This window comes from Paenibacillus sp. J22R98 (genome assembly GCF_059383835.1).
Genome location: NZ_JBXENW010000002.1, coordinates 733392 through 752071, shown reverse-complemented (window position 1 = coordinate 752071; position 18680 = coordinate 733392). Strand labels below are relative to the sequence as shown.

Genomic DNA, 18680 nt, shown 5'->3' with positions numbered 1-18680 from the left:
TCAGCCTGACACGTATACAAATAACGAGACGATTCCTTCATTGTCACAATCGGAACAGAGCTGCGGACATATCGTATATTGCTCAAACTGTGTGAAGACGTTTGAAGTTTTTGTTTCTAAGTGGCACTGAATCGGGGACGAGTTCTAGGCAGTATTGCGGTAATTTTCCGGATTAAGTTGTCTGCGTTTCAGCTCCGCGCTCAGCAAAAGAATAAATTCCGGATCCAATTCGAACTTGTGTGCTGCGTTGTAGGCATCGAGCAAAAGGTCGTCTGACAGCTGATCCATATCCTCCACTCCTTCCCTCTTTATTCCAAATTCATCTTAGCATGTCCAAATAGGAAGGAACAAGCGTTCCGATTATCCACAAACACATGTGGACAGCGTGTTGGTAAGATGTGGGTAATCGTCGAATAATGAGGAAATACCGATGAGGATATTGTGGATACGGTTATACACAGCCCGACAAAAACCACTTTTGATAAAAAACTTTAATGATACTCTATCAACCTATTAATCTATTATATTAAATCCGGTTAACTACTATTGAGGCCTCGTATTCACTTCGAAAATCCAGATTTTCCCGTTTCGATCAATGCCGAAATCGAAGCCTAGCTGCCCAATCCCCGGAAACCGGCCTTCGAGCACCTCCGTGGAAAGTTGAGTGAGCAGCCGCATTTCACGCTTCTTGGAAACAACCGCGCCGCTGGAGAATGATCTTCTGATTCCCTCAGAACCGCTGAGTAAAGTACCGCCTCGGCATATATTCGTCACGAATAAGCCAGGTTTGGCTAAGCGCCCTACGATGGCCGTAATCGCCCATTGCCCTGTTGCCTGCTTCACGTATTTGACACGGTAATCGATCGGTCTGCCGCTGATGGTAGCCAGACTAATTCCTTTCTGAATCAAATAGCGGCGGGAGCTCTTCTTCGAAAGCAAAGACTGATACATACCATTGAATGTGCTGAAACGGCTTGTTTTGGAATAGTAGGTATACTTGTAGGTACCCGCTTCTTTGGACACTTTAATAACGCCGTTGCCGCCTGCTCCGCATACCGGCTTGATAACGACCATGCCATGAGATTGCAGCATGCTGTTTAAGTTCACCTTCGAGAACATGCGTGTTGGAGGAATATGCGGCGCAATACGACTATGCGACAACAACGCCTCCGTTTTCGCCCATTTGCTCGCCAACTGTCTGCCCTGTTCCGTTACCATTCACTAATCCCATCCTTTCTTACATCTGTTCTATAGTTGACAGCATATGCCTCGCAGACATCTATCTCTTGGATGATTGTTAGGGTCAACTCGCCTTATTTAATAGGCTGATAGAGCAGAAATCGCGCCCAGTATTGCCCGGGCAATGAATGGGGAGACATTTGCCGCACGAAAAACACCCGGTATTGACGTTATAAGCACGTCTTACCGGGTGTTTGACTGCAGTTCTTTATGGAAAGCCGCTTAGGACTATTCTTCCAGCTGCTTGCTTTTAAATGGTAGGAAACAGGATTGCACCGCAAATGCGAGAGCCAGCATCTCTGAACCGAACCAGAAATTCGATGCCACAATCAGACAAGCGATCCCCTTCATAAGCGGATAATATTTGGGCGATATTGTCGCGTATTTGTCGTAGTTTGCTGGCGCAAACACGGCCATCATCACGAGTGAAACAGCTGTAAGTCCATACATCCATATCTCCGGAATCGCGACATGCGGGATTACGGCCAGTACGATTGTGGAAGCTACAATGCAGCTGACATTCGTAGGCAGATGGTACCCGCCGGATATAAAACGAATGGTGGCAAAGACAACTAACAGCCCGGCTGTCTTGAGCGGCTCACCGCTCACAAGTCCAATAATGAGTACCAGTGATGCAATGGAGACGGTGTTTAACATAATTTCAAGCGCATAAACGATGACAGGGATGGACGGCGCTACCGCCCCGCTCGCGGTCATTTTGGCGTGCAGTGATGCGGCTGTTTTCTGAAGCATCTTCACGTTCCTCTCGGGCAGGGGTTACATGCGATGTAGGTCTGGTTGGTCTCTTACTTCTAATTTCTACTAGTATAGCAGAGAAGCTTCTTCTGCAAAATCACTATCCGGATGATTTCTTTCTTCTTGGCTTCCGGTTCATTATAATGGGAACGTAACCCAAATGAAGGAGTGAATCCACGATGAAGTATCGTAAGTTAGGCAAGAATGGTCCTGAGATCTCCGTAATCGGTTTTGGCTCATGGGCAATCGGAGGCGCCGGCTGGGCGAGCGCTTGGGGCAATCAAGATGATGCGCAATCCGTGGAAAGCATCCGCGCGGCACTTGACGCAGGCATTAATTTCTATGATACGGCAGCCGTTTATGGGCTTGGACACTCGGAGGTCGTACTCGGCGAAGCGCTCCGCGGCGATCGTGATAAAGTGGTTATCGCGACAAAATGCGGCTTAGTTTGGGATGAGTCCGGCACAATTACGAAGAGCGGTGCATACGATTCCGTCATCCGGGAAGCGGAAGCCTCTCTGAAGCGGCTCGGTACGGATTATATTGATCTGTATCAGATGCATTGGCCGGATAGCGAAGTAACAGCCGAAGAAACGATGCGCGCGATGGACAAGCTTGTTCAGGATGGCAAAGTCAGATATGTCGGCGTCAGCAACTACAATGTGGAGCAGCTGGAACGCTCGCTCACGGTTAGACATGTTGATTCGCTGCAGCCTCCCTATTCGATCTTGCGACCGGCTGCCGAGCAAGAGCTGCTTCCATTCTGCTTAGCCAATGGCATCGGCGTAGTCGCATACAGCCCACTGACTTCCGGCTTGCTGTCCGGCAACTATACGTATGACACCAAATTCGGCGAAGACGATTGGCGTTCGCGCAACAAAGCGCATACAGGTGAGGGCCTCCGCAGCAACGTGGACAGAGCCGAGAAGCTCAAAATGATCGCGGCGCGCTACGACATTACGCTGCCGCAGCTTGCCGTCGCTTATGATCTCGCGCACCCTGCGCTCACAAGCGCTTTAGTCGGCGTACGTAAGCCGAGCCATATTCTCAGCGTCCTTCCGGCCATTGATGTCGAGCTTGATGAGGCAGTCATGGCGGAGATTCGGGCTATTGCAGTAGGTTAGCTATCGCTATGCTATGTGAACACGAAGAAACCTCCCGGAGATCCAATCCCCGGGAGGTTTCTACTTTTCATCAGAACGATTAGCACTCGCCGGCTTCAGCCGGTTTACCTGCATCCGTTGCTGTACGGAACGACGAACCGCATCCGCATGTTGCTGATGCATTCGGATTGTTAATCGTGAAGCCGCCGCCCATTGCGGACTCTTTATAGTCAATTTCAAGGCCGTTCAGGTATTTCATGCTGTCGCCGTCCACGACAACCTTCAAACCGCTGAACTCCATCGTTTTGTCTGTTTCATTAAGCTCATCGTCAAAGCCCATGCCGTAAGAGAAACCGCTGCATCCGCCTTCCTTAACGCCAATGCGCAGGAACAGCTCAGGTGACTCTTCAGCCTCCAGCATTTCCTTGATTTTCTCGTTTGCAGTCTCGCTTATATTAATCATGGTATCCCTCCTGTAATATTGCAATTAACTCACTATATATTTTATAGTATACTCCACTTTGCCGAAGGACTCAATACGCGTACAACCCTATTGTCATGCGTTGGAGCAGGCTCAAGCAGGCAGCACATACAGCAGAATCGCGAAGAAATGCAGCACCGAGCCGCCGAGTACAAACAGATGCCATACCGCATGATGATATTTGAAGCTCCGCCAAACATAGAACAATGTGCCTACCGTATACAGCACGCCGCCGATAATGAGAAGTTGCAAACCGCCCGGCGCCAGATGCGCTTTAAGCGGCCCCCAAGCAAATACGATAATCCAACCCATACCAATATAGAGCAGCGTAGACGTGAACAGAAACTTGGAAGCATAAAATGCCTTGAACACTACGCCGCACAATGCGAGTCCCCATACGATGCCGAATAGCGTCCAACCTGCTGCGCCTTGCACGATATGAAGCACGATCGGCGTGTACGTTCCGGCTATAAACAAATAAATGCAGGAATGATCCATAATTTCAAAAACGTTCTTCGCTTTCCCTTCCGGAAAGCTATGGACGAGTGTAGACGAAATATACAGCAGCAGCATCATAGAGCCATAAATCGTAAAGCTGACCACATGCGAAGCATTTCCTTTAATTGCGGCAAACACGATTAGCAGCACCAGCGCTGCCACGCTTAATACAGCACCTAAGCCATGCGTGATTGCGTTGGCCACTTCTTCCCTACGTGAATACGTGTATGTATTCGCCATGAAACCACCTCATTCTGATTGAACTGTTTTGCTCGTTGCTCCCTATTGTAACCCATATTACACGACATCAAAAGGAAACCGCCTCCGCTTGCTTCCATCCATTAGGTCCTCTGGCATGACTTAATAGTTGCCGCTCTTCATGATGAGGTTTATAATAAGGGAAGTTATTTGTGTGGGGTTTTTGGAGTTAGGGTAAGTAATTTTTTTCACAATGTTGTTTTTTTTCAATTTATACATTATACACCGGACCTGTAAATGAGTGCCCGGCGGACTGGGAGGATACTCTTATGAATGTCGTAATACCTACAGATGCTACACGAATGCAAGCCATAGTCGAGAAAGTTCGTGCTGGCGAACGTCTCACTCGGGAAGATGGAGAATTTCTATATCGTTCCGACGATTTGCTCACCATCGGTCAAATGGCGAACGAAGTCAACTTGAAGAAAAACGGACGGAAAGTTTATTTTATCGAAAATATGAGCCTGTACTTCACAAATGTTTGTGAAGCTCATTGTGCGTTCTGCAACTTCCGCAAAGATGAAGGACAAGAAGGTGCTTACACGCTTACCGGCGCACAAATGATCGAATATGTGGAGAAGCATATTCATCCCGATGTACGTGAATTCCATATCGTCGGCGGCCACAATCCGCATGTGCCTTTCCAATACTACGTTGATTCGCTTCAAGCGTTGCATGATCGTTTCCCGAATGTTGCGCTCAAAGCGTATACCGCTGCGGAAATCGACTTTTTCTCGCGGATTAGCGGCCTGAGCTATAAAGAAGTTATTCAAGAGCTGATGAAAGCCGGCCTTCAGAGCTTAACCGGCGGCGGCGCGGAGATTCTGTCTGATGAATACCGCAAAAAAATGCGCGTAGACAAGGCTGATGTTTCCCAATACCTTGAGGTACACCGCACTGCACATAACCTTGGACTGCGCACGCACACAACGATGCTCTACGGATCTGTCGAGAAAACCGAAGATCGCGTCAACCATATGCTTCAAATTCGTGAGCTTCAAGATGAAACGAAGGGTTTCCAAGTGTTCATCCCGCTCTCCATGCAGCCGATCAGCCCGAAAGCGAGTATCCGCCGCCGCAACTCCGCCTTTGACGATTTGAAGGCTATTGCGATCAGCCGTCTGCTGCTTGATAATTTCCAGCATATTAAAGCGTATTTCATCAACATCGGCACACAGCTGACGCAAGTTGCGCTTACAATGGGCGCATCCGACGTGCACGGTACAATGGTGAAAGAACGGATCAGCCATGCGGCAGGCGCGCTTACGCCTGAAGGCATTACACGCGAAGATTTGATCTGGCTCATTAAGGGTGCCGGTCGTATTCCGGTTGAACGCGATACGTTCTACAACGAAGTGAAGGTTTTCGAATAAGCAGGTATTGCCATAGCTTTGGATAAGACAAGCACTGATGGCTTAAGTCGCAGAGGCGTATACTACGGGTAAGAGCAAACAGCGGACGCCGGCTTCCGGCGCCGCAAAAAACTACGAAATGCAGAAGATTTTATGCACACAAAGAAAGTTGGGATTTTGATGAAGCGTTTTGTCATTCTTGGCGGCGGTTATGGAGGTCTTACAGTCGCCCATTCCTTGCTGGAGGGTGAACTTCCGGACGACACCATCGTCGTTCTTATTGACCGTATGCCGTTTCAAGGGTTGAAAACGGAGTATTATTCTTTAGTTGCGGGAACGGCTGCAGATATTGATCTGCGCGTTGCCTTCCCTTCGGATCCACGTCTAATCGTCACTTACGGCGAAGTAACCGATATCGATCTGGATGCGAAGCATATCCAGCTTGCCGGTCAAGATCCGCTTGAATACGAGTGGCTCGTAGTAGCACTTGGTTGTACGGACAAATATCATGGCATTGATGGCGCGGAGCTGTATTCCAACAGTATTCAGACGTTCTCCGGGTCGCGTAAGACGTATTTGGCTCTTAACGATGTGAAGCCATATGGACAAGTAACGATTGTTGGCGGTGGCTTGAGCGGCGTAGAAGTTGCATCCGAGCTGCGCGAAGGTCGTCCTGACCTCAACATCCGCATTATCGATCGCGGACCGAGCATCCTGTCAGCATTCCCTGGTAAGCTGCAGGAATATGTTTCTTCGTGGTTTATCGAGCATGAAGTGGAAATGCGGGGACATGTATCCTTGCATAAGCTTGAAGAAGGCTGCTTGTATGATCAGAACAATCCAAGCCCTATTCTATCCGATGTAACGGTTTGGACAGCGGGTATTCAACCCGTAGCGCTTGTTCAGCGCATGAACCTGCCTAAAGACGCCCAAGGTCGTCTTATCATTAACGAGCACCACCAGCTGCCGGATTACAACGATGTATTCATCGTCGGCGACTGCGCCTCCCTGCCGTTCTCCCCAAGCGCACAAGCCGCTGAAGGACAAGGCAAGCAAGTCGCAGAAGTCATGCAGGCGATCTGGAGCGGCAAGACACCTAAGCTAGGCAAAATCAAGCTTAAAGGCGTTCTTGGCTCGCTTGGTAAGAAAGCCGGCTTCGGTCTCATGGGCCGTACGCCGCTGATGGGCCGCGTACCGCGTGTTTTAAAGAGCGGTGTCTTATGGATGTCGAAGCATCATTTCGGCTAAACTAGTAAGATATGGAACCTAACTAATAGTATGGGTTACATATCATCGATAAGCCGATCTAATGCTTCACGGTCAGCTTGTTGCTTGACAATGGCCTTCATCATTAGCTCTTCCAGCTCTTCAATGGTTTCGCCGGCGATGATCTCCCCATTCACGAGACCAAATGGAGCCAAATAACATTCACCGCAATTGCCCAGGCATCCGTACTCGATGACATCATAATCCGGATTTTCCTCTAGCTTTTTCATGAGTCGGTCGGTGCCATGGTGCATATTGCTAGCACAAAATTCAATCATAGTTTTTAACATTTTTATTCGTTCACCTAGCCTTGAGTGGTTGATATCCATTTTCAATTGCTCTGCTTTGTACTATAATAGGGGAGAAAGGAGTGGATTGCAATGAGTGAAAATGCACAAAGCACAATGTACGATGAAGTTTTGGATGTTCTTGACAAGCTGCGCCCGTTCTTGCAGCGCGACGGCGGCGACGTTGAACTCGTCGACGTAGAGGACGGCATCGTAAAACTTCGTTTGGTGGGTGCTTGCGGCAGCTGCCCAAGCTCGACAATTACACTTAAAGCAGGGATTGAACGCGCTCTGCTTGAAGAAGTCGAAGGCGTACAAGAGGTTATGCAAGTATTCTAATCTCTTAACCTCTTCACCCATTATTTACAATAAAGAGTCTTGCCAGTATCCGGCCTGTTAGGCGGTTATGGCAAGACTCTTTTGTTTTAATTGGATGAAGTTTTAATGGAGGTTTTGATTGGATCAAAGCCGCCGGTGACATCGACGATGTTGCCTGTCAAATAATCCGATTGCGGTAAACATAAGAACGTAATGACGCGGGCGACATCCTCTCCGCTTCCGGGACGCCCTCTCGGCGACTCGTCATCTTGCTCCCCGGCAACCTCTGCGATTGTCCGCTCCTTGTTCACGCCGCGTATATCGCCCGGGCAAACCATGTGAACCGTAATGCCATTGCCTGCCTCTTCGACAGCGAGCGTCTTTGTGAAAGACACGAGACCCGTCTTAGCCGACGCGTAGACGGCTCTGTGAGGCCATGCCCGGCCTTCTCCGGCATGACCGAAGCCAAAGTGAATGATACGTCCCCACTGCCGGTTACGCATCCCTGCGAGCAAGTGGTGATCGAGCAGCATCACGCCAAGTAAATTGCCGTTGACTAAGCCAATCACTTCTTCTGCGGTATAATCCGCGAACAAGCGTCGCTCTCGAATGAATGGGCCGGCGTTATTGATCAGAATATCAATGCTCCCGGTTTGCGACCAAGCCTGCGCTTCTGCCGCCAAGCGCGCTACGTCGTCTTGAACGGCGATGTCAGCACCGATAGCGGTTGCACGGACGCTGAATTGCTGCGTAATTTCCTCTGCGAGCTGGAGCGCCTCCTGCTCGCTTGATTTATAGTTCAGCACGATGTCGCAGCCCATTTGAGCGAGCGAGATGGCTGTCATTTTGCCTAAACCCTTTGCACTGCCTGTAATTAAAGCCGTTCGTCCTTTCAGCTCCATGGGCACCCTCCCAAGTTCCGATCATTTTCTCATCTGACGATAAGCATGGTGAAAGGTCAGCTTAAGTGTGTCCAGCACCATATCCATCATTTCATCCAGATCACCCATTTGCTGAGTAATATTCTCCAGTTGGTGCGGGTACGAATATGAATCATGGCTTTGTCTTAAATCATCCTGCATTTCCGAATTCATGAAATGGATCTCCGTATTCCGCCGTTTGCGGATTCGGTTCATCGTCGGCTTCGTTAGCTCTTTGAGCTCGTAAAGAGGCAGCGCGAGCTCTGAATAAGCGTTCCGCTGCACCATCGTACGCAAGACAGTGAAATAGGAGAAATGAGGCTTAACGCGTTCCGTTTGCAAGCCCAGATAGTCGTTCATCAGCGTCCCCAGCTTATCAAGCAGCGAGAACAGCCGGATGAAGGCATTCTTGTCAAAGTACACGTAGCGGTGATAGTTTAACTGCTCTTCCGGCGACATATCCGAATAGGAAGCGGATGTAATCATGGCGCTGAATTTGCGGGCTGCATATTGACTTTGCTCAAGCTCATCCAGCGAAGAAATAAGACCAAGCGTGTAAATTTCGTATTTGCGAAGTTTGTGATTCTCATCATGACTCTGCTCAATCAGCTTATGAAGCGCTGCAGCGTACTGCTCCATCGCCTGCACGGTTTCAAGCATCTTTCCATCCAAGACACGCGGCGGTTCACCAAACAGCATTCTAAGCATTAGGCAGTCCTCCCGAAGTTACAACTTGTCTTCTTAGAAATGCATTAACCCCGTCCTTCGCGCCACTTCCACGCACGAATCATAAAGTCGCACAGTATCCCGAACAAGATCGATATGATGATATTGTGCAGTATGCTTGTGAACACAAACCAATCTTCATTGCCGATCGTCTCCGTAAGCAACGCACCGCTCAATACTTGGCTGACGACAAGCACGAATGCAAGCACGGCTGTACTACGAAGCGCTTGGTTGCTGCTTGCGACCCGCTTCACATGAACCATTAACCAGGTAATCAAAACAAACAGCAATGCAGCAGCAACGCGGTGAATGAAGACGTACCGTGTGGCACCTTCCATATCAGGAACAAGGTCGCCGTTGCAAAGCGGCCATCCAATACAGCCGCCTGCTGAATCCGTATGCCTAATGAAGGCACCAAGGTAAATAACGAAATAGCTGTAAATCAGTATAGCCAATGACAAGTAAAACACGGATTGCGGTACACGAGCGGCAGGCTTGTCCGTCAGCTCGCCTCTCTTCATCCTCCCTGTCCATAAGAGGAGAAGCATCGTAAACATAAACGCCATAATGGAGAACCCGAAGTGAAGAGCCAGAACGGCAGGCGTCGTCGGCCATACGACCGCAGCAGCGCCGAGCAAAGCCTGCAACAGGGTGAAAAAACCCGAGCCTGACGCATAAATAATCGGCTCTTTGTATTTGCGGTACCACTTCAGCGTTGCAATGAACGTTGCAAGCACAAGCAAGCCGATGCCGCCGCTAATCAATCGATGCGAATATTCGATTAACGATTCGATCGTATACGCCGGTATAAATTTGCCGTTACAAAGCGGCCAATCCGTTCCACAACCGCGACCGGAGTCTGTATTCGTCACAAGCGCGCCGGCGATCAACACCAAAAACATCCCTATGCACGTTACAATAGCAAGTGCACGATATCGGTTAGAATTCAACATATCCACCTAACTTCCGGAAAGAATCACCTCCAATTATAACGAACTATGATGGCAAATACCATGTTCAAACTGTGAACACAGGCAGCCCTCACTCCAAGGCAGAAAAGCCCGCTCTGCGCCGATTTGGACACATTGCGGGCTTCCCGGACCCGGGGTTTCGTTATGAACTTGGAAGCGCCTCGGCCACTTGTACGGCACGATCCAGGAACTGCTCGATTTCCTCTCGAGACTTGCGAAGCTTGCTCACGAAACGAACTAGCTCCTGCCCTTTCTTGAACGCGATAAAGCTTGGAATGCCGAGAATGTTCAGTTCGCTGCAAAGATCCGGCAAATCATCGCGGTCAATTTGCAGAAATTGAATGCGGTCCCCATAGCTGCTCTCGATATCAGGCATAAATGGCTCAATATAATGGCAATCCTTGCACCAGGTCGTCTTGAAAACCGCAACCGTTACGAGATCTTCGCGGATTACGGCATCTCGAAAAGCTTGTTCCGTTGTAATCATCTGCATAGTCATTCCGTACTCCTTTCAAAGTGAAAGCCTTAATTACTCATCGCCTTCGAAACTTCAAGCAAACTGCAAACTAACCGTTATAGCTCGCGCGAAATGATTAGATAGTCATCTTCATATTCGTCTGAACTCCATTGCAGCGTTCCACCAAGTGCCTTCGCGAAATCGCGTGCCGGCACATAGGTGACGCCATTGATGACCGTTGGCGGAAAGCTCCAAGTTACGTTCTTTCCGTTTACTGTAACACTACCGCTGCCCGTTTTCATCCCTAGCGTTGATCCGGTGGCATCATCGTATACAACTAGTGTGCCTGCTTCCTTCCGAATACTTGCATGCAATCCATTAACGGTTTGGCGAAGCGGAATCAGCGTTATGCCGTCAGGCGTAATAATCGGCGGATTCGCACTGTACTCGGCATACATCTTGATTGTTTGTTTATTCATATGCCCTTGGTCGCGGAGGAGGCTGTATAAGACGGAATCCGGCTCGAGTGTGCGCAGCACCTCGTAACCCTCCATCTCCATCAGTCGCTCGCCATCGATCGAAAGCCGAGGTGCAACCGGCTTAACCGGCGTCACGCTGCCGTTCACATTCCAGCGATCCGATGTCACTTTGAGCCATATGCCTTCTATTGGAGTGGACTCTTCCAGTTCTCCAATATTAACGTCTGCAAACATTTCCTCCCCGTCAGCAGCTCCGACTGCTGACTCTGCGGCTTCCCGATCTGCCTGATCAGCCGCTTCTAATGCTGCAAGATCCGGTTTAATCGATGCCTCGATCACCGACTTGCGAATATCGAGCTTTCTGTCTATAAACAGATCGCCTTTCACATACGTGTCTTTGGTAAAGATCTGATTGAGCTGCTCATGTTCGTTCAACTCCGTCTTTGCGATTTCATCCTTCAGCTCTGTGAGCATTTCCACTACACTGTCGGTCGCTTCCTGAACGCTCTCCCCATCGATCTCTTCTTCAGGCAGCGAACCGAATACGCTCTCTGCACCGGTAGATTTCAGGGCTTCACTTTGACTTTGAACGAGCTCAAGCAATTGGGTGAGCATTTCTTTCAGCCCTGCTTTGTCACTAAGGAGCGCCTCAACGTAGGATTTGGCCCAATCCCACAGCTCTAGACCTGTCAGCTCCGCATGAATGTTCATGCCGCTCACGGTTTCGCCGGCGACCTGCTCTTGCCCGACATTGACGGATAGATGCTTCGGATTCGGCAAATTGTGAATGGCGTAGTCGCCTGCGACATCCATCATCTGCTTAACGGTTTCCGTCAGCTGCGCTTCCGTACCAGTATCAAGATCAAGTTCAGCTTTGTCCGCCGGAACAGCCGGAGTAGTAAGGTTAGCCATATGTAATACAATCGGATGTTTTGCCCCTTCAAGGTCAATCACCGTTAGCTTGTCATCCATCTGAGCGTTAAATGCAATGGATTTCTCCCCTAGCGACAACTTACCTGTAACGGACATGGCACCGGCCTGTACCATCATCACATGATCAAGCTGCAGCTTGATCGAAGACAGCAAGTCAAGCACGGCCTTCTCTTCGCCCGCAGCATCCTCCAGCGCATTTTCCTTCAACAGCAGCTTGAACTCTACCGTCTGACTGCCTTCATACGAGGTAACCTTCAAAGACTGCTTCAGCATGGCATTGAAATCCACGCCGCCTAGAGCCTGGCATCCGGCCATAACCAATACGAGAAGCGATAATAGCAGCAAGCATGAATTTCTCCACAACCTAGGCCACTTCTTCAATAAAAAAACTCCTCTCCAAGGTAAAAAAGACTAAAGTCAATTTTACCATGAAGAGGAAGTTGTGGGAATAACAATCCAGCGGCCTAGGAACGCGAAGCTACTCGCATCAGCGGGTTTAACAGCTTGCGCAGCGGACCCGGGAACTGCCTTACATCTTCGGCCTTCACGACACGAAGCAGCACAAGCAGCGCGACATAAAGTCCGAACGAAATGCCTCCTGCAGCGATACAGGAAATCAGAAAGGTCAGTTTAGCGGGAATGCCGCTGATATAGTGCCTGCATAAATAATCGATGAGCCAGCCTATCCCTGATGCCGCAACAATCGTAATGGCGTAGCCAGTCCAACGCTGCCCAAGAATAGAGAGCGTAATTTCCTTGCGGATCGCGCGGAAATTGAGCGAGGCGATTGTCATAAAGCAGATCGTGGATGACAGGATCAAACCGTAAACACCCATGAACGGCGCCAGAGCCAGGCTCGTCACAACCTTCACGACGATACCGATTAAGGCATGACGCATCGGCATGTGCGGCTTGTTCATGCTCGTTAGAATGGTATTGCTCGTCATCATCGTAATTTGAAAAATCGTGCCTGCCGTCAGAGCCGCAATGGCCAAGCTACCGCCCGTACTAGCAAAGAGCAAGCCGTTAATTGACGTAGCGGCGATAGTCATAATGAGCGCAACCGGCACGCCTGTAAAGACTACGATACGCATAACGAGAGATGCCTGACGCTCCACCTCCGTCATATTACGCACCGAATACGCGGCGGATATGACCGGAATCATCGATTGGCTTAGCGCTATCGCCAGAATCGGCGGAATGCCTGCCAGTGCCTGCGCCTTTAACCCAAGCCAATCCAGCGTTTGACGCGCGTCGGCGACGTTGTAATAGCCGTGCGTCAGCTTCATGAATAACGAGGAGTCGAAGGCATAAATAAACTGCACAGTCATCGAGGTAATGACGATCGGCACTGATATTCGGAACATTTCCTTATAGATCTTCTTGAATGAAAGCGATGTACGACCCGGCTGAGCAGCCGAACTCGACCCAGTCGCAGGAGCCGCAGCTTTCTCAAGCGCATCATGTCTGCGCAGCTTCCTTGCGTAATACAGCATCACGCAGAAAGCGCCCAAACTACCGAAAACGCTGCCGAATGTCACTGCAGCGGCAACCCAGCTCTGTCCCCAGCCCCATGCCAGAACGATATAAGCTAGTCCGATCCCCGTAATAACACGAAGAACCTGCTCTATGATTTGAGAGATGCCCCCGGCTGCCATAAGCTGACGGCCTTGGAAGTAACCTCTCATCATCGCAATGATCGGGAAGAACAGCAGTGCAGGTGCGATGGCGCGAACAGCCAGATCGGCCCCCGGATTCTCAGCGATATGCGTCGCATAGAACGGCGCAAACACAATAAGCAGCACCGTGATCACTACACCGGTAATCGAACCGAATAAAAGCGCAGCTTTGTAAATCCGCTTCGCCTCATCCGGGCGGCCTTGCGCGTAACGCTCCGAGACCATTTTGCTGATTGCGCTTGGGATGCCTCCGGTTGCTACTATAAGAAGCATTAAATAAATATTATTAGCGACGGTAAAGTAACCGCCGCCTTGACTGTCTGTCATATAATCCAGCGGAATGCGCTGGAAGATCCCGAGAAACCGGGCGACCAGCGCTGCCGCTGCGAGGATGATAGTCCCTTTGATTAAAGAATCTTTTTTAACCATTTGTTCTCCTGACCGCAAACATTATTTCGCTTTGATAACTTCAAGCGGTTGATGGTGACCACGAACCGGCGCTCCGGCATGCGATGGCGCTGCCCAGCGGATTCCGTTCTTGATGACTTGAAGAACATTTTCGTTGTAGTAAGTCGGGTACGTCTCGTGACCGGGACGGAAGTAGAACACTTTACCTTGGCCGCGGTGCCATGTGCAGCCGCTGCGGAATACTTCGCCGCCTTCGAACCAGCTGACGAATACCAGATCATCCGGCTGCGGAATGTCGAAGTGCTCGCCGTACATTTCTTCGCGCTCCATTTCGAAATACTCCGGAAGGCCTGCTGCGATCGGGTGAGCCGGGTTAACCGTCCAGATGCGTTCTTTCTCATCCGCTTCGCGCCATTTCAGGTCGCAGCCTGTACCCATAAGCTTCTTGAAGATCTTGGAGAAGTGACCGGAGTGAAGCACGATCAGCCCCATGCCATTCATAACGCGTTTATGTACACGCTCAACGATCTCGTCTTCCACTTTATCGTGAGCCATGTGGCCCCACCAGATCAGAACGTCTGTATTCGCAAGCACTTCTTCAGTCAAACCGTGCTCTGGCTGTTCCAATGTAGCTGTCGCTACTTCGAAACCGTCCGTGCCGATACCTGCTTTAATAGCTTGGTGAATCCCATCCGGATAAACCTTAATAACGGCCTCATTCGTTTTCTCATGCATAAACTCGTTCCATACTGTAACTTTAATCAACTTCGTCTGCCTCCTCTAATTAGATCCAAATGAAAAAAATAATAATCATAGCCGCTTGCATAATAAATTTGGCGACCATGCTGGAAAACAACCCAACTACCGCACCAAGTCCCGCTTTGAGAGCCTTGTCCACTTTCGCGCCGGTAAACAGCTCACCGATTACTGCGCCGAGCAGCGGTCCAAGAATGATACCAAAGGCCGGAATGACGAACGGACCGACGATCAGTCCGATTGTACTGCCAATAACCGAGGCTCTGGAGCCCCCATACTTCTTGACGCCCCAAGCACTGACGGCATAATCCGCTATGAACAGCGCAATGACAATCAACGACTGGATCGTCCAGAACCAGAACCCAAACGGAGAGAACGAGATAAAGAAGCCATAAACGAAGAATGCCGCGTAGATCGCAAGCGCACCCGGCAGAATCGGATAAATGGCTCCGGCCATACCAATCACAAACAAGATGATAACTAAGATCCAACCGGCTATCTCCATGCTGTACTCATCCCCTCAGCACATAGTCCTGAATCACGCGCGCAACCGCATCCTCATTGTGATGCACCGTTACGATATCCGCCGCCGCCTTGACCTCATCCTGCGCATTGCCCATCGCAACACCTAAGCCGACTGCGCGTATCATTGCGATATCGTTTAAGCTGTCGCCCATCGCCGCTACTTGCGACATGTCGATGCCAAGCAGCGTGCACAGTTCACGAATGGCAGAAGCCTTCGATACCCCTTCCGGATTCATCTCCAGATTCCACGGCGAGGAATTCGTAATCTCCAGCCCGCCCCAGCTTGAAGTCTCTCTCAGAATGGCTTCGCGCGTCGTCGCGTCCTCGGTATGATAACCGAATTTCAGCCAATGATGATTCTCATAATCGCCGGCAGGGTCGATCCACTGTTCCTTATTGTAGATGCCCATTGTGGAATAGGCCCAATACCAGCATTCCGGATACTTCAATGCTTCCTGATGAAGCCGCTTCAACGTAGATGCCGACATCAAGGTACGTTTATGAAGCACATGCGGACGTTTCCAAATTTCCCCACCGTTCACCGTAATCATCGGTGTTTCCAGGTTCAGCTGCTCTGCATAAGGCAGCGCGCTCGGAAAGCCTCGTCCGGTCGCAAAACAAACGGTAACGCCGGCATCCAGCGCTTTGTGAATCCATTTCGCATTCTCACCGCTAATCTCTTGCCGATCGTTAAGCAATGTTCCATCCATATCGAGTGCGACTAGCTTGATTGTTCCCATGAAGCCCTCCCTATAAAACGAACTGCAGCTGCTGCAAGCGATCAATGTACCAATTTTAGCACATTCTGAACAGAATCCAAACCTGCCCTGTAGGCGGCGGCAATCGCATTTGGAACCTTTTCTAATTATAGTGAGTCCTGCACGTAAACGCGTTATACAATCTTGTGCTATTTGTGTTCCATCTTGCTGTTAAATCCCCAGAAGTGTACCGGTTAGCAATAAAATAGCATAAAGCAGGCGGCGAATGGCGGCGTGCTTCTTGGAACGGCGCATATGGATCCCCCCTTGCGGTAATGGATGGCATCCTTTCATGTTTTATCTTATGCAAAAATGTTTCTCTCGTGCAACTTGCGGACCACATAAAAAGGGCTGCCCCGGAAGCCAAATTGACTTCGGGACAACCCCTTATATTCGTATGGAACAGCAACATTATGGAGTAGTATTCGTCTTGCCGTTCTGCGCAGTCGTGCCAGCCGGAGTCCCGGCGGTACCTGTAGTTCCGGTAGTCCCCGTCGTCGGTGGCGCCGCCGGCACCTTCGGCTTCTTCGGCACACCGTTCAGGCCGATCGCATCGTCGTAAGCATCGAGCATCTTACGCGCAACCGGAGCCGCTCCGAATGCACCGAAGCCGCCTTCCGGAATTACAACGGCTACCGCAATGACCGGATCTTCTGCAGGAGCAGACGCGATAAACACGGAGTTCTCCACCGTCGCTCCGCTTACCTGCTGCTGGGATGTTCCTGTTTTGCGGAGCACCTTGTACGGCGCGTTGTTGAACTCGGTCACGCTAACATTCAGCATCCCCGTCTCAATTTCATCCCAGTATTTGTCGGGGAAATTGATCGTATTGAGCACTTCAGGCTGGAAGCTCTGGACAACCTTGCCGTCGGCATCGCGGATTTCTTTTACAAACTGGGGTTTCATCCGTTTGCCGTGGCTCGCAAGCGTTGCTGCGTACTGTGCGAGCTGCAGCGTCGTATAACGCCCCATCTGGCCAAAGGAAGCCAGAATAAGCGCGGACTGGACGCTGGCAGCCTCCTTCTCATGGAAGTAACCGATAACGCCTCTGCTCTCGTTGTGGAGCCCGCTCTCCGTATCTACGCCAAGACCGAATTGCTTCACATAGGAATCCCAGATTTCTACGCCGTCCTTCGGATTCTTGCGGTAGAGGGCGTCCCCGACCATTTGAGCCATGAAGGGGTTAGAGGAATGGGAAATCGCCGATGCCGGATCCAATCTTCCGTACACATGCCCTTTGGCATTCCCGATCCGCCGACGCGTCGAGCCTGCTCTTCCGTAGTAGAAGGAGCCTGTATCCGTATAAGATGTAGTCGTCGTAAACAGCTTCTCATTCAAACCGATCAGAACCGACAGCGGTTTCTGCGTCGAGCCTAAGAAGACAACCGAAGACGGATGCTTGCGCTGCTCCTTCGGATCACTGTAAGGGCCGATGACCGAACTGATTGTCCCGTTCTGCAGCACGTACTGGATGCTGTCATAATCATCCTTGCTGATCGTGCCGCCTTCCCAGATATTCGGATCGTAATCCGGCATACTGGCCATCGCAATGATTTTACCGGTCTTCACTTCCATCGCTACCGCATAACCGGTTTTCGCATTATCTTCATGCCGCTCACGATCCGGCGTAGTCTGCAGAAAATGAAGCTGATCCATAATCGCTTGTTCCGTTACTTCCTGAACGTGGCGGTTAATGGTCAGATACACGTTGTCGCCTTTATCCGGCTTCGTAATGACCGGTGGTCCAATAACACGGCTTGCAGCATTAACCGGATAAGTCTTCAATCCGTTCTTGCCCCGCAGCACATCCTGGAACATATACTCGAGTCCGTCGTAGCCGACATCCTCCTGCTGCAAATATTTCAGGCGAGGATCGTCGGTTTTGGCACGGTCCTTATACAGATTGTTCTCTGCCCCGCCGCCGAATTTCTTCAAGTAGCCGACCAATTGGACGGCAAACTTGCTCGTATCGTAATGACGAATGCTTTCCTCAACGATATCGATCCCCGGATACAAGTCGCGGTTCTCCATGAAATAGGCGATCTCTTGCTGAGTCAGCCCGCTCTTGATGCGCCTAGGGACGGTAACCGTATTTTTCTTGTAATCCAAGTCCATATTTTTAATAATTTGTTCTAATGTCACCGCGGTCTTCGCATTGCCGTATTTCTGAAAAACTTCAAACAGCTTCTGGGCCATCGCGATAGAATCTGCTTTCTTCGTTCCCGGCTCAATGCTGTAGTGGAGCGACTGCGTTGACGTGGAATAAGCAATCGGCGCACCGCCCGAATCATAAATATTGCCGCGAATCGGCGGGATTAGGACATCCTTCGAGCCCCGCTTCTCTTCTTCCTCACGCAGAGAGGGCCCTTCTACAAACTGCAAAATAGCTAACCGAACAATAAGTACACTGAACACAAAAAACGTAGCAAAAAAGAATAAGTTCAACCGGAACGAAAAATTTCGCCGGTTCACAATCTCCCGCTTCTGCGGATCATCCTGCACCACTATAA

20 protein-coding genes are annotated in these 18680 nt (G+C 50.1%); 4 read left to right on the top strand and 16 right to left on the bottom strand.

Annotated elements, in window-relative coordinates; all coding sequences use genetic code 11:
- Nucleotides 1-144 precede the first annotated feature (144 nt).
- The 3 genes from sda to AC50Y3_RS08835 all read right to left on the bottom strand — a co-directional run bounded on the left by sda (nucleotide 145) and on the right by AC50Y3_RS08835 (nucleotide 1992).
- Entirely contained in the window at nucleotides 145-288 is a 144-nt protein-coding gene (gene sda / locus AC50Y3_RS08845) for a sporulation histidine kinase inhibitor Sda (RefSeq protein ID WP_494818394.1), read from the bottom strand.
- 255 nt (nucleotides 289-543) lie between these two features.
- A complete protein-coding gene (locus AC50Y3_RS08840; RefSeq protein WP_494818393.1) occupies nucleotides 544-1218 on the bottom strand; it encodes a YheC/YheD family protein in 675 nt (224 codons plus the stop codon).
- A gap of 249 nt (nucleotides 1219-1467) precedes the next feature.
- A complete protein-coding gene (locus AC50Y3_RS08835) occupies nucleotides 1468-1992 on the bottom strand; it encodes an accessory gene regulator B family protein (protein ID WP_494818392.1) in 525 nt (174 codons plus the stop codon).
- Nucleotides 1993-2174: 182 nt separating this feature from the next.
- On the opposite strand from AC50Y3_RS08835, the gene AC50Y3_RS08830 reads away from it, so the two are divergent.
- Nucleotides 2175-3119, top strand: a complete 945-nt coding sequence (locus AC50Y3_RS08830) for an aldo/keto reductase (protein ID WP_494818391.1) — start codon at nucleotides 2175-2177, stop codon at nucleotides 3117-3119.
- 79 nt (nucleotides 3120-3198) lie between these two features.
- Here the strand turns inward: AC50Y3_RS08830 and erpA are convergent, their stop codons facing one another.
- Together erpA and trhA are read right to left on the bottom strand one after the other, a co-directional pair.
- Nucleotides 3199-3561, bottom strand: coding sequence for an iron-sulfur cluster insertion protein ErpA (gene erpA / locus AC50Y3_RS08825; RefSeq protein WP_494818390.1), 363 nt, complete (start codon nucleotides 3559-3561; stop codon nucleotides 3199-3201).
- Between the two features lie 111 nt (nucleotides 3562-3672).
- Nucleotides 3673-4317: a PAQR family membrane homeostasis protein TrhA gene (gene trhA / locus AC50Y3_RS08820; protein WP_475836169.1), complete on the bottom strand. Its 645-nt coding sequence runs from the start codon at nucleotides 4315-4317 to the stop codon at nucleotides 3673-3675.
- Between the two features lie 287 nt (nucleotides 4318-4604).
- Between trhA and mqnE the strand changes: the two genes are divergently transcribed.
- Nucleotides 4605-5708 carry an aminofutalosine synthase MqnE gene (gene mqnE, locus AC50Y3_RS08815; RefSeq protein ID WP_494818389.1) on the top strand — a complete coding sequence of 368 codons (1104 nt, stop codon included), beginning with the start codon at nucleotides 4605-4607 and terminating at the stop codon, nucleotides 5706-5708.
- A gap of 159 nt (nucleotides 5709-5867) precedes the next feature.
- On the top strand, nucleotides 5868-6935 hold the full coding sequence (locus AC50Y3_RS08810) for an NAD(P)/FAD-dependent oxidoreductase (protein WP_494818615.1): 1068 nt from the start codon (nucleotides 5868-5870) through the stop codon (nucleotides 6933-6935).
- 35 nt (nucleotides 6936-6970) lie between these two features.
- On the opposite strand, the gene AC50Y3_RS08805 is transcribed toward AC50Y3_RS08810, so the two are convergent.
- On the bottom strand, nucleotides 6971-7243 hold the full coding sequence (locus AC50Y3_RS08805) for a YuzB family protein (RefSeq protein ID WP_090984765.1): 273 nt from the start codon (nucleotides 7241-7243) through the stop codon (nucleotides 6971-6973).
- Nucleotides 7244-7333: 90 nt separating this feature from the next.
- Between AC50Y3_RS08805 and AC50Y3_RS08800 the strand changes: the two genes are divergently transcribed.
- Nucleotides 7334-7579, top strand: a complete 246-nt coding sequence (locus AC50Y3_RS08800; protein ID WP_090578360.1) for a NifU family protein — start codon at nucleotides 7334-7336, stop codon at nucleotides 7577-7579.
- A gap of 86 nt (nucleotides 7580-7665) precedes the next feature.
- Here AC50Y3_RS08800 and AC50Y3_RS08795 read toward each other — a convergent pair whose 3' ends face one another.
- From AC50Y3_RS08795 to AC50Y3_RS08750, 10 genes are all read right to left on the bottom strand, one after another.
- A complete protein-coding gene (locus AC50Y3_RS08795) occupies nucleotides 7666-8454 on the bottom strand; it encodes an SDR family oxidoreductase (RefSeq protein WP_494818614.1) in 789 nt (262 codons plus the stop codon).
- Nucleotides 8455-8481: 27 nt separating this feature from the next.
- The gene (locus AC50Y3_RS08790) at nucleotides 8482-9186 is read right to left on the bottom strand and encodes a Cthe_2314 family HEPN domain-containing protein (RefSeq protein WP_494818388.1); all 705 of its coding nucleotides are present in this window, start codon (nucleotides 9184-9186) and stop codon (nucleotides 8482-8484) included.
- 44 nt (nucleotides 9187-9230) lie between these two features.
- On the bottom strand, nucleotides 9231-10157 hold the full coding sequence (locus tag AC50Y3_RS08785; RefSeq protein ID WP_494818387.1) for a COX15/CtaA family protein: 927 nt from the start codon (nucleotides 10155-10157) through the stop codon (nucleotides 9231-9233).
- A gap of 160 nt (nucleotides 10158-10317) precedes the next feature.
- A complete protein-coding gene (locus tag AC50Y3_RS08780) occupies nucleotides 10318-10668 on the bottom strand; it encodes a thioredoxin family protein (RefSeq protein ID WP_494818613.1) in 351 nt (116 codons plus the stop codon).
- Between the two features lie 80 nt (nucleotides 10669-10748).
- The gene (locus tag AC50Y3_RS08775; protein WP_494818386.1) at nucleotides 10749-12389 is read right to left on the bottom strand and encodes a copper amine oxidase N-terminal domain-containing protein; all 1641 of its coding nucleotides are present in this window, start codon (nucleotides 12387-12389) and stop codon (nucleotides 10749-10751) included.
- A gap of 119 nt (nucleotides 12390-12508) precedes the next feature.
- Complete coding sequence (locus AC50Y3_RS08770) at nucleotides 12509-14152, bottom strand: putative polysaccharide biosynthesis protein (protein WP_494818385.1); 1644 nt, start codon at nucleotides 14150-14152, stop codon at nucleotides 12509-12511.
- A gap of 21 nt (nucleotides 14153-14173) precedes the next feature.
- A complete protein-coding gene (locus AC50Y3_RS08765) occupies nucleotides 14174-14896 on the bottom strand; it encodes a ThuA domain-containing protein (RefSeq protein ID WP_494818384.1) in 723 nt (240 codons plus the stop codon).
- A 19-nt stretch (nucleotides 14897-14915) separates the two neighbouring features.
- Entirely contained in the window at nucleotides 14916-15392 is a 477-nt protein-coding gene (locus AC50Y3_RS08760; RefSeq protein ID WP_494818383.1) for a DUF456 domain-containing protein, read from the bottom strand.
- Nucleotides 15393-15399: 7 nt separating this feature from the next.
- Nucleotides 15400-16152: a Cof-type HAD-IIB family hydrolase gene (locus tag AC50Y3_RS08755; RefSeq protein ID WP_494818382.1), complete on the bottom strand. Its 753-nt coding sequence runs from the start codon at nucleotides 16150-16152 to the stop codon at nucleotides 15400-15402.
- A gap of 429 nt (nucleotides 16153-16581) precedes the next feature.
- On the bottom strand, nucleotides 16582-18672 hold the full coding sequence (locus AC50Y3_RS08750; protein ID WP_494818381.1) for a peptidoglycan D,D-transpeptidase FtsI family protein: 2091 nt from the start codon (nucleotides 18670-18672) through the stop codon (nucleotides 16582-16584).
- Between the last annotated feature and the right edge of the window lie 8 nt (nucleotides 18673-18680).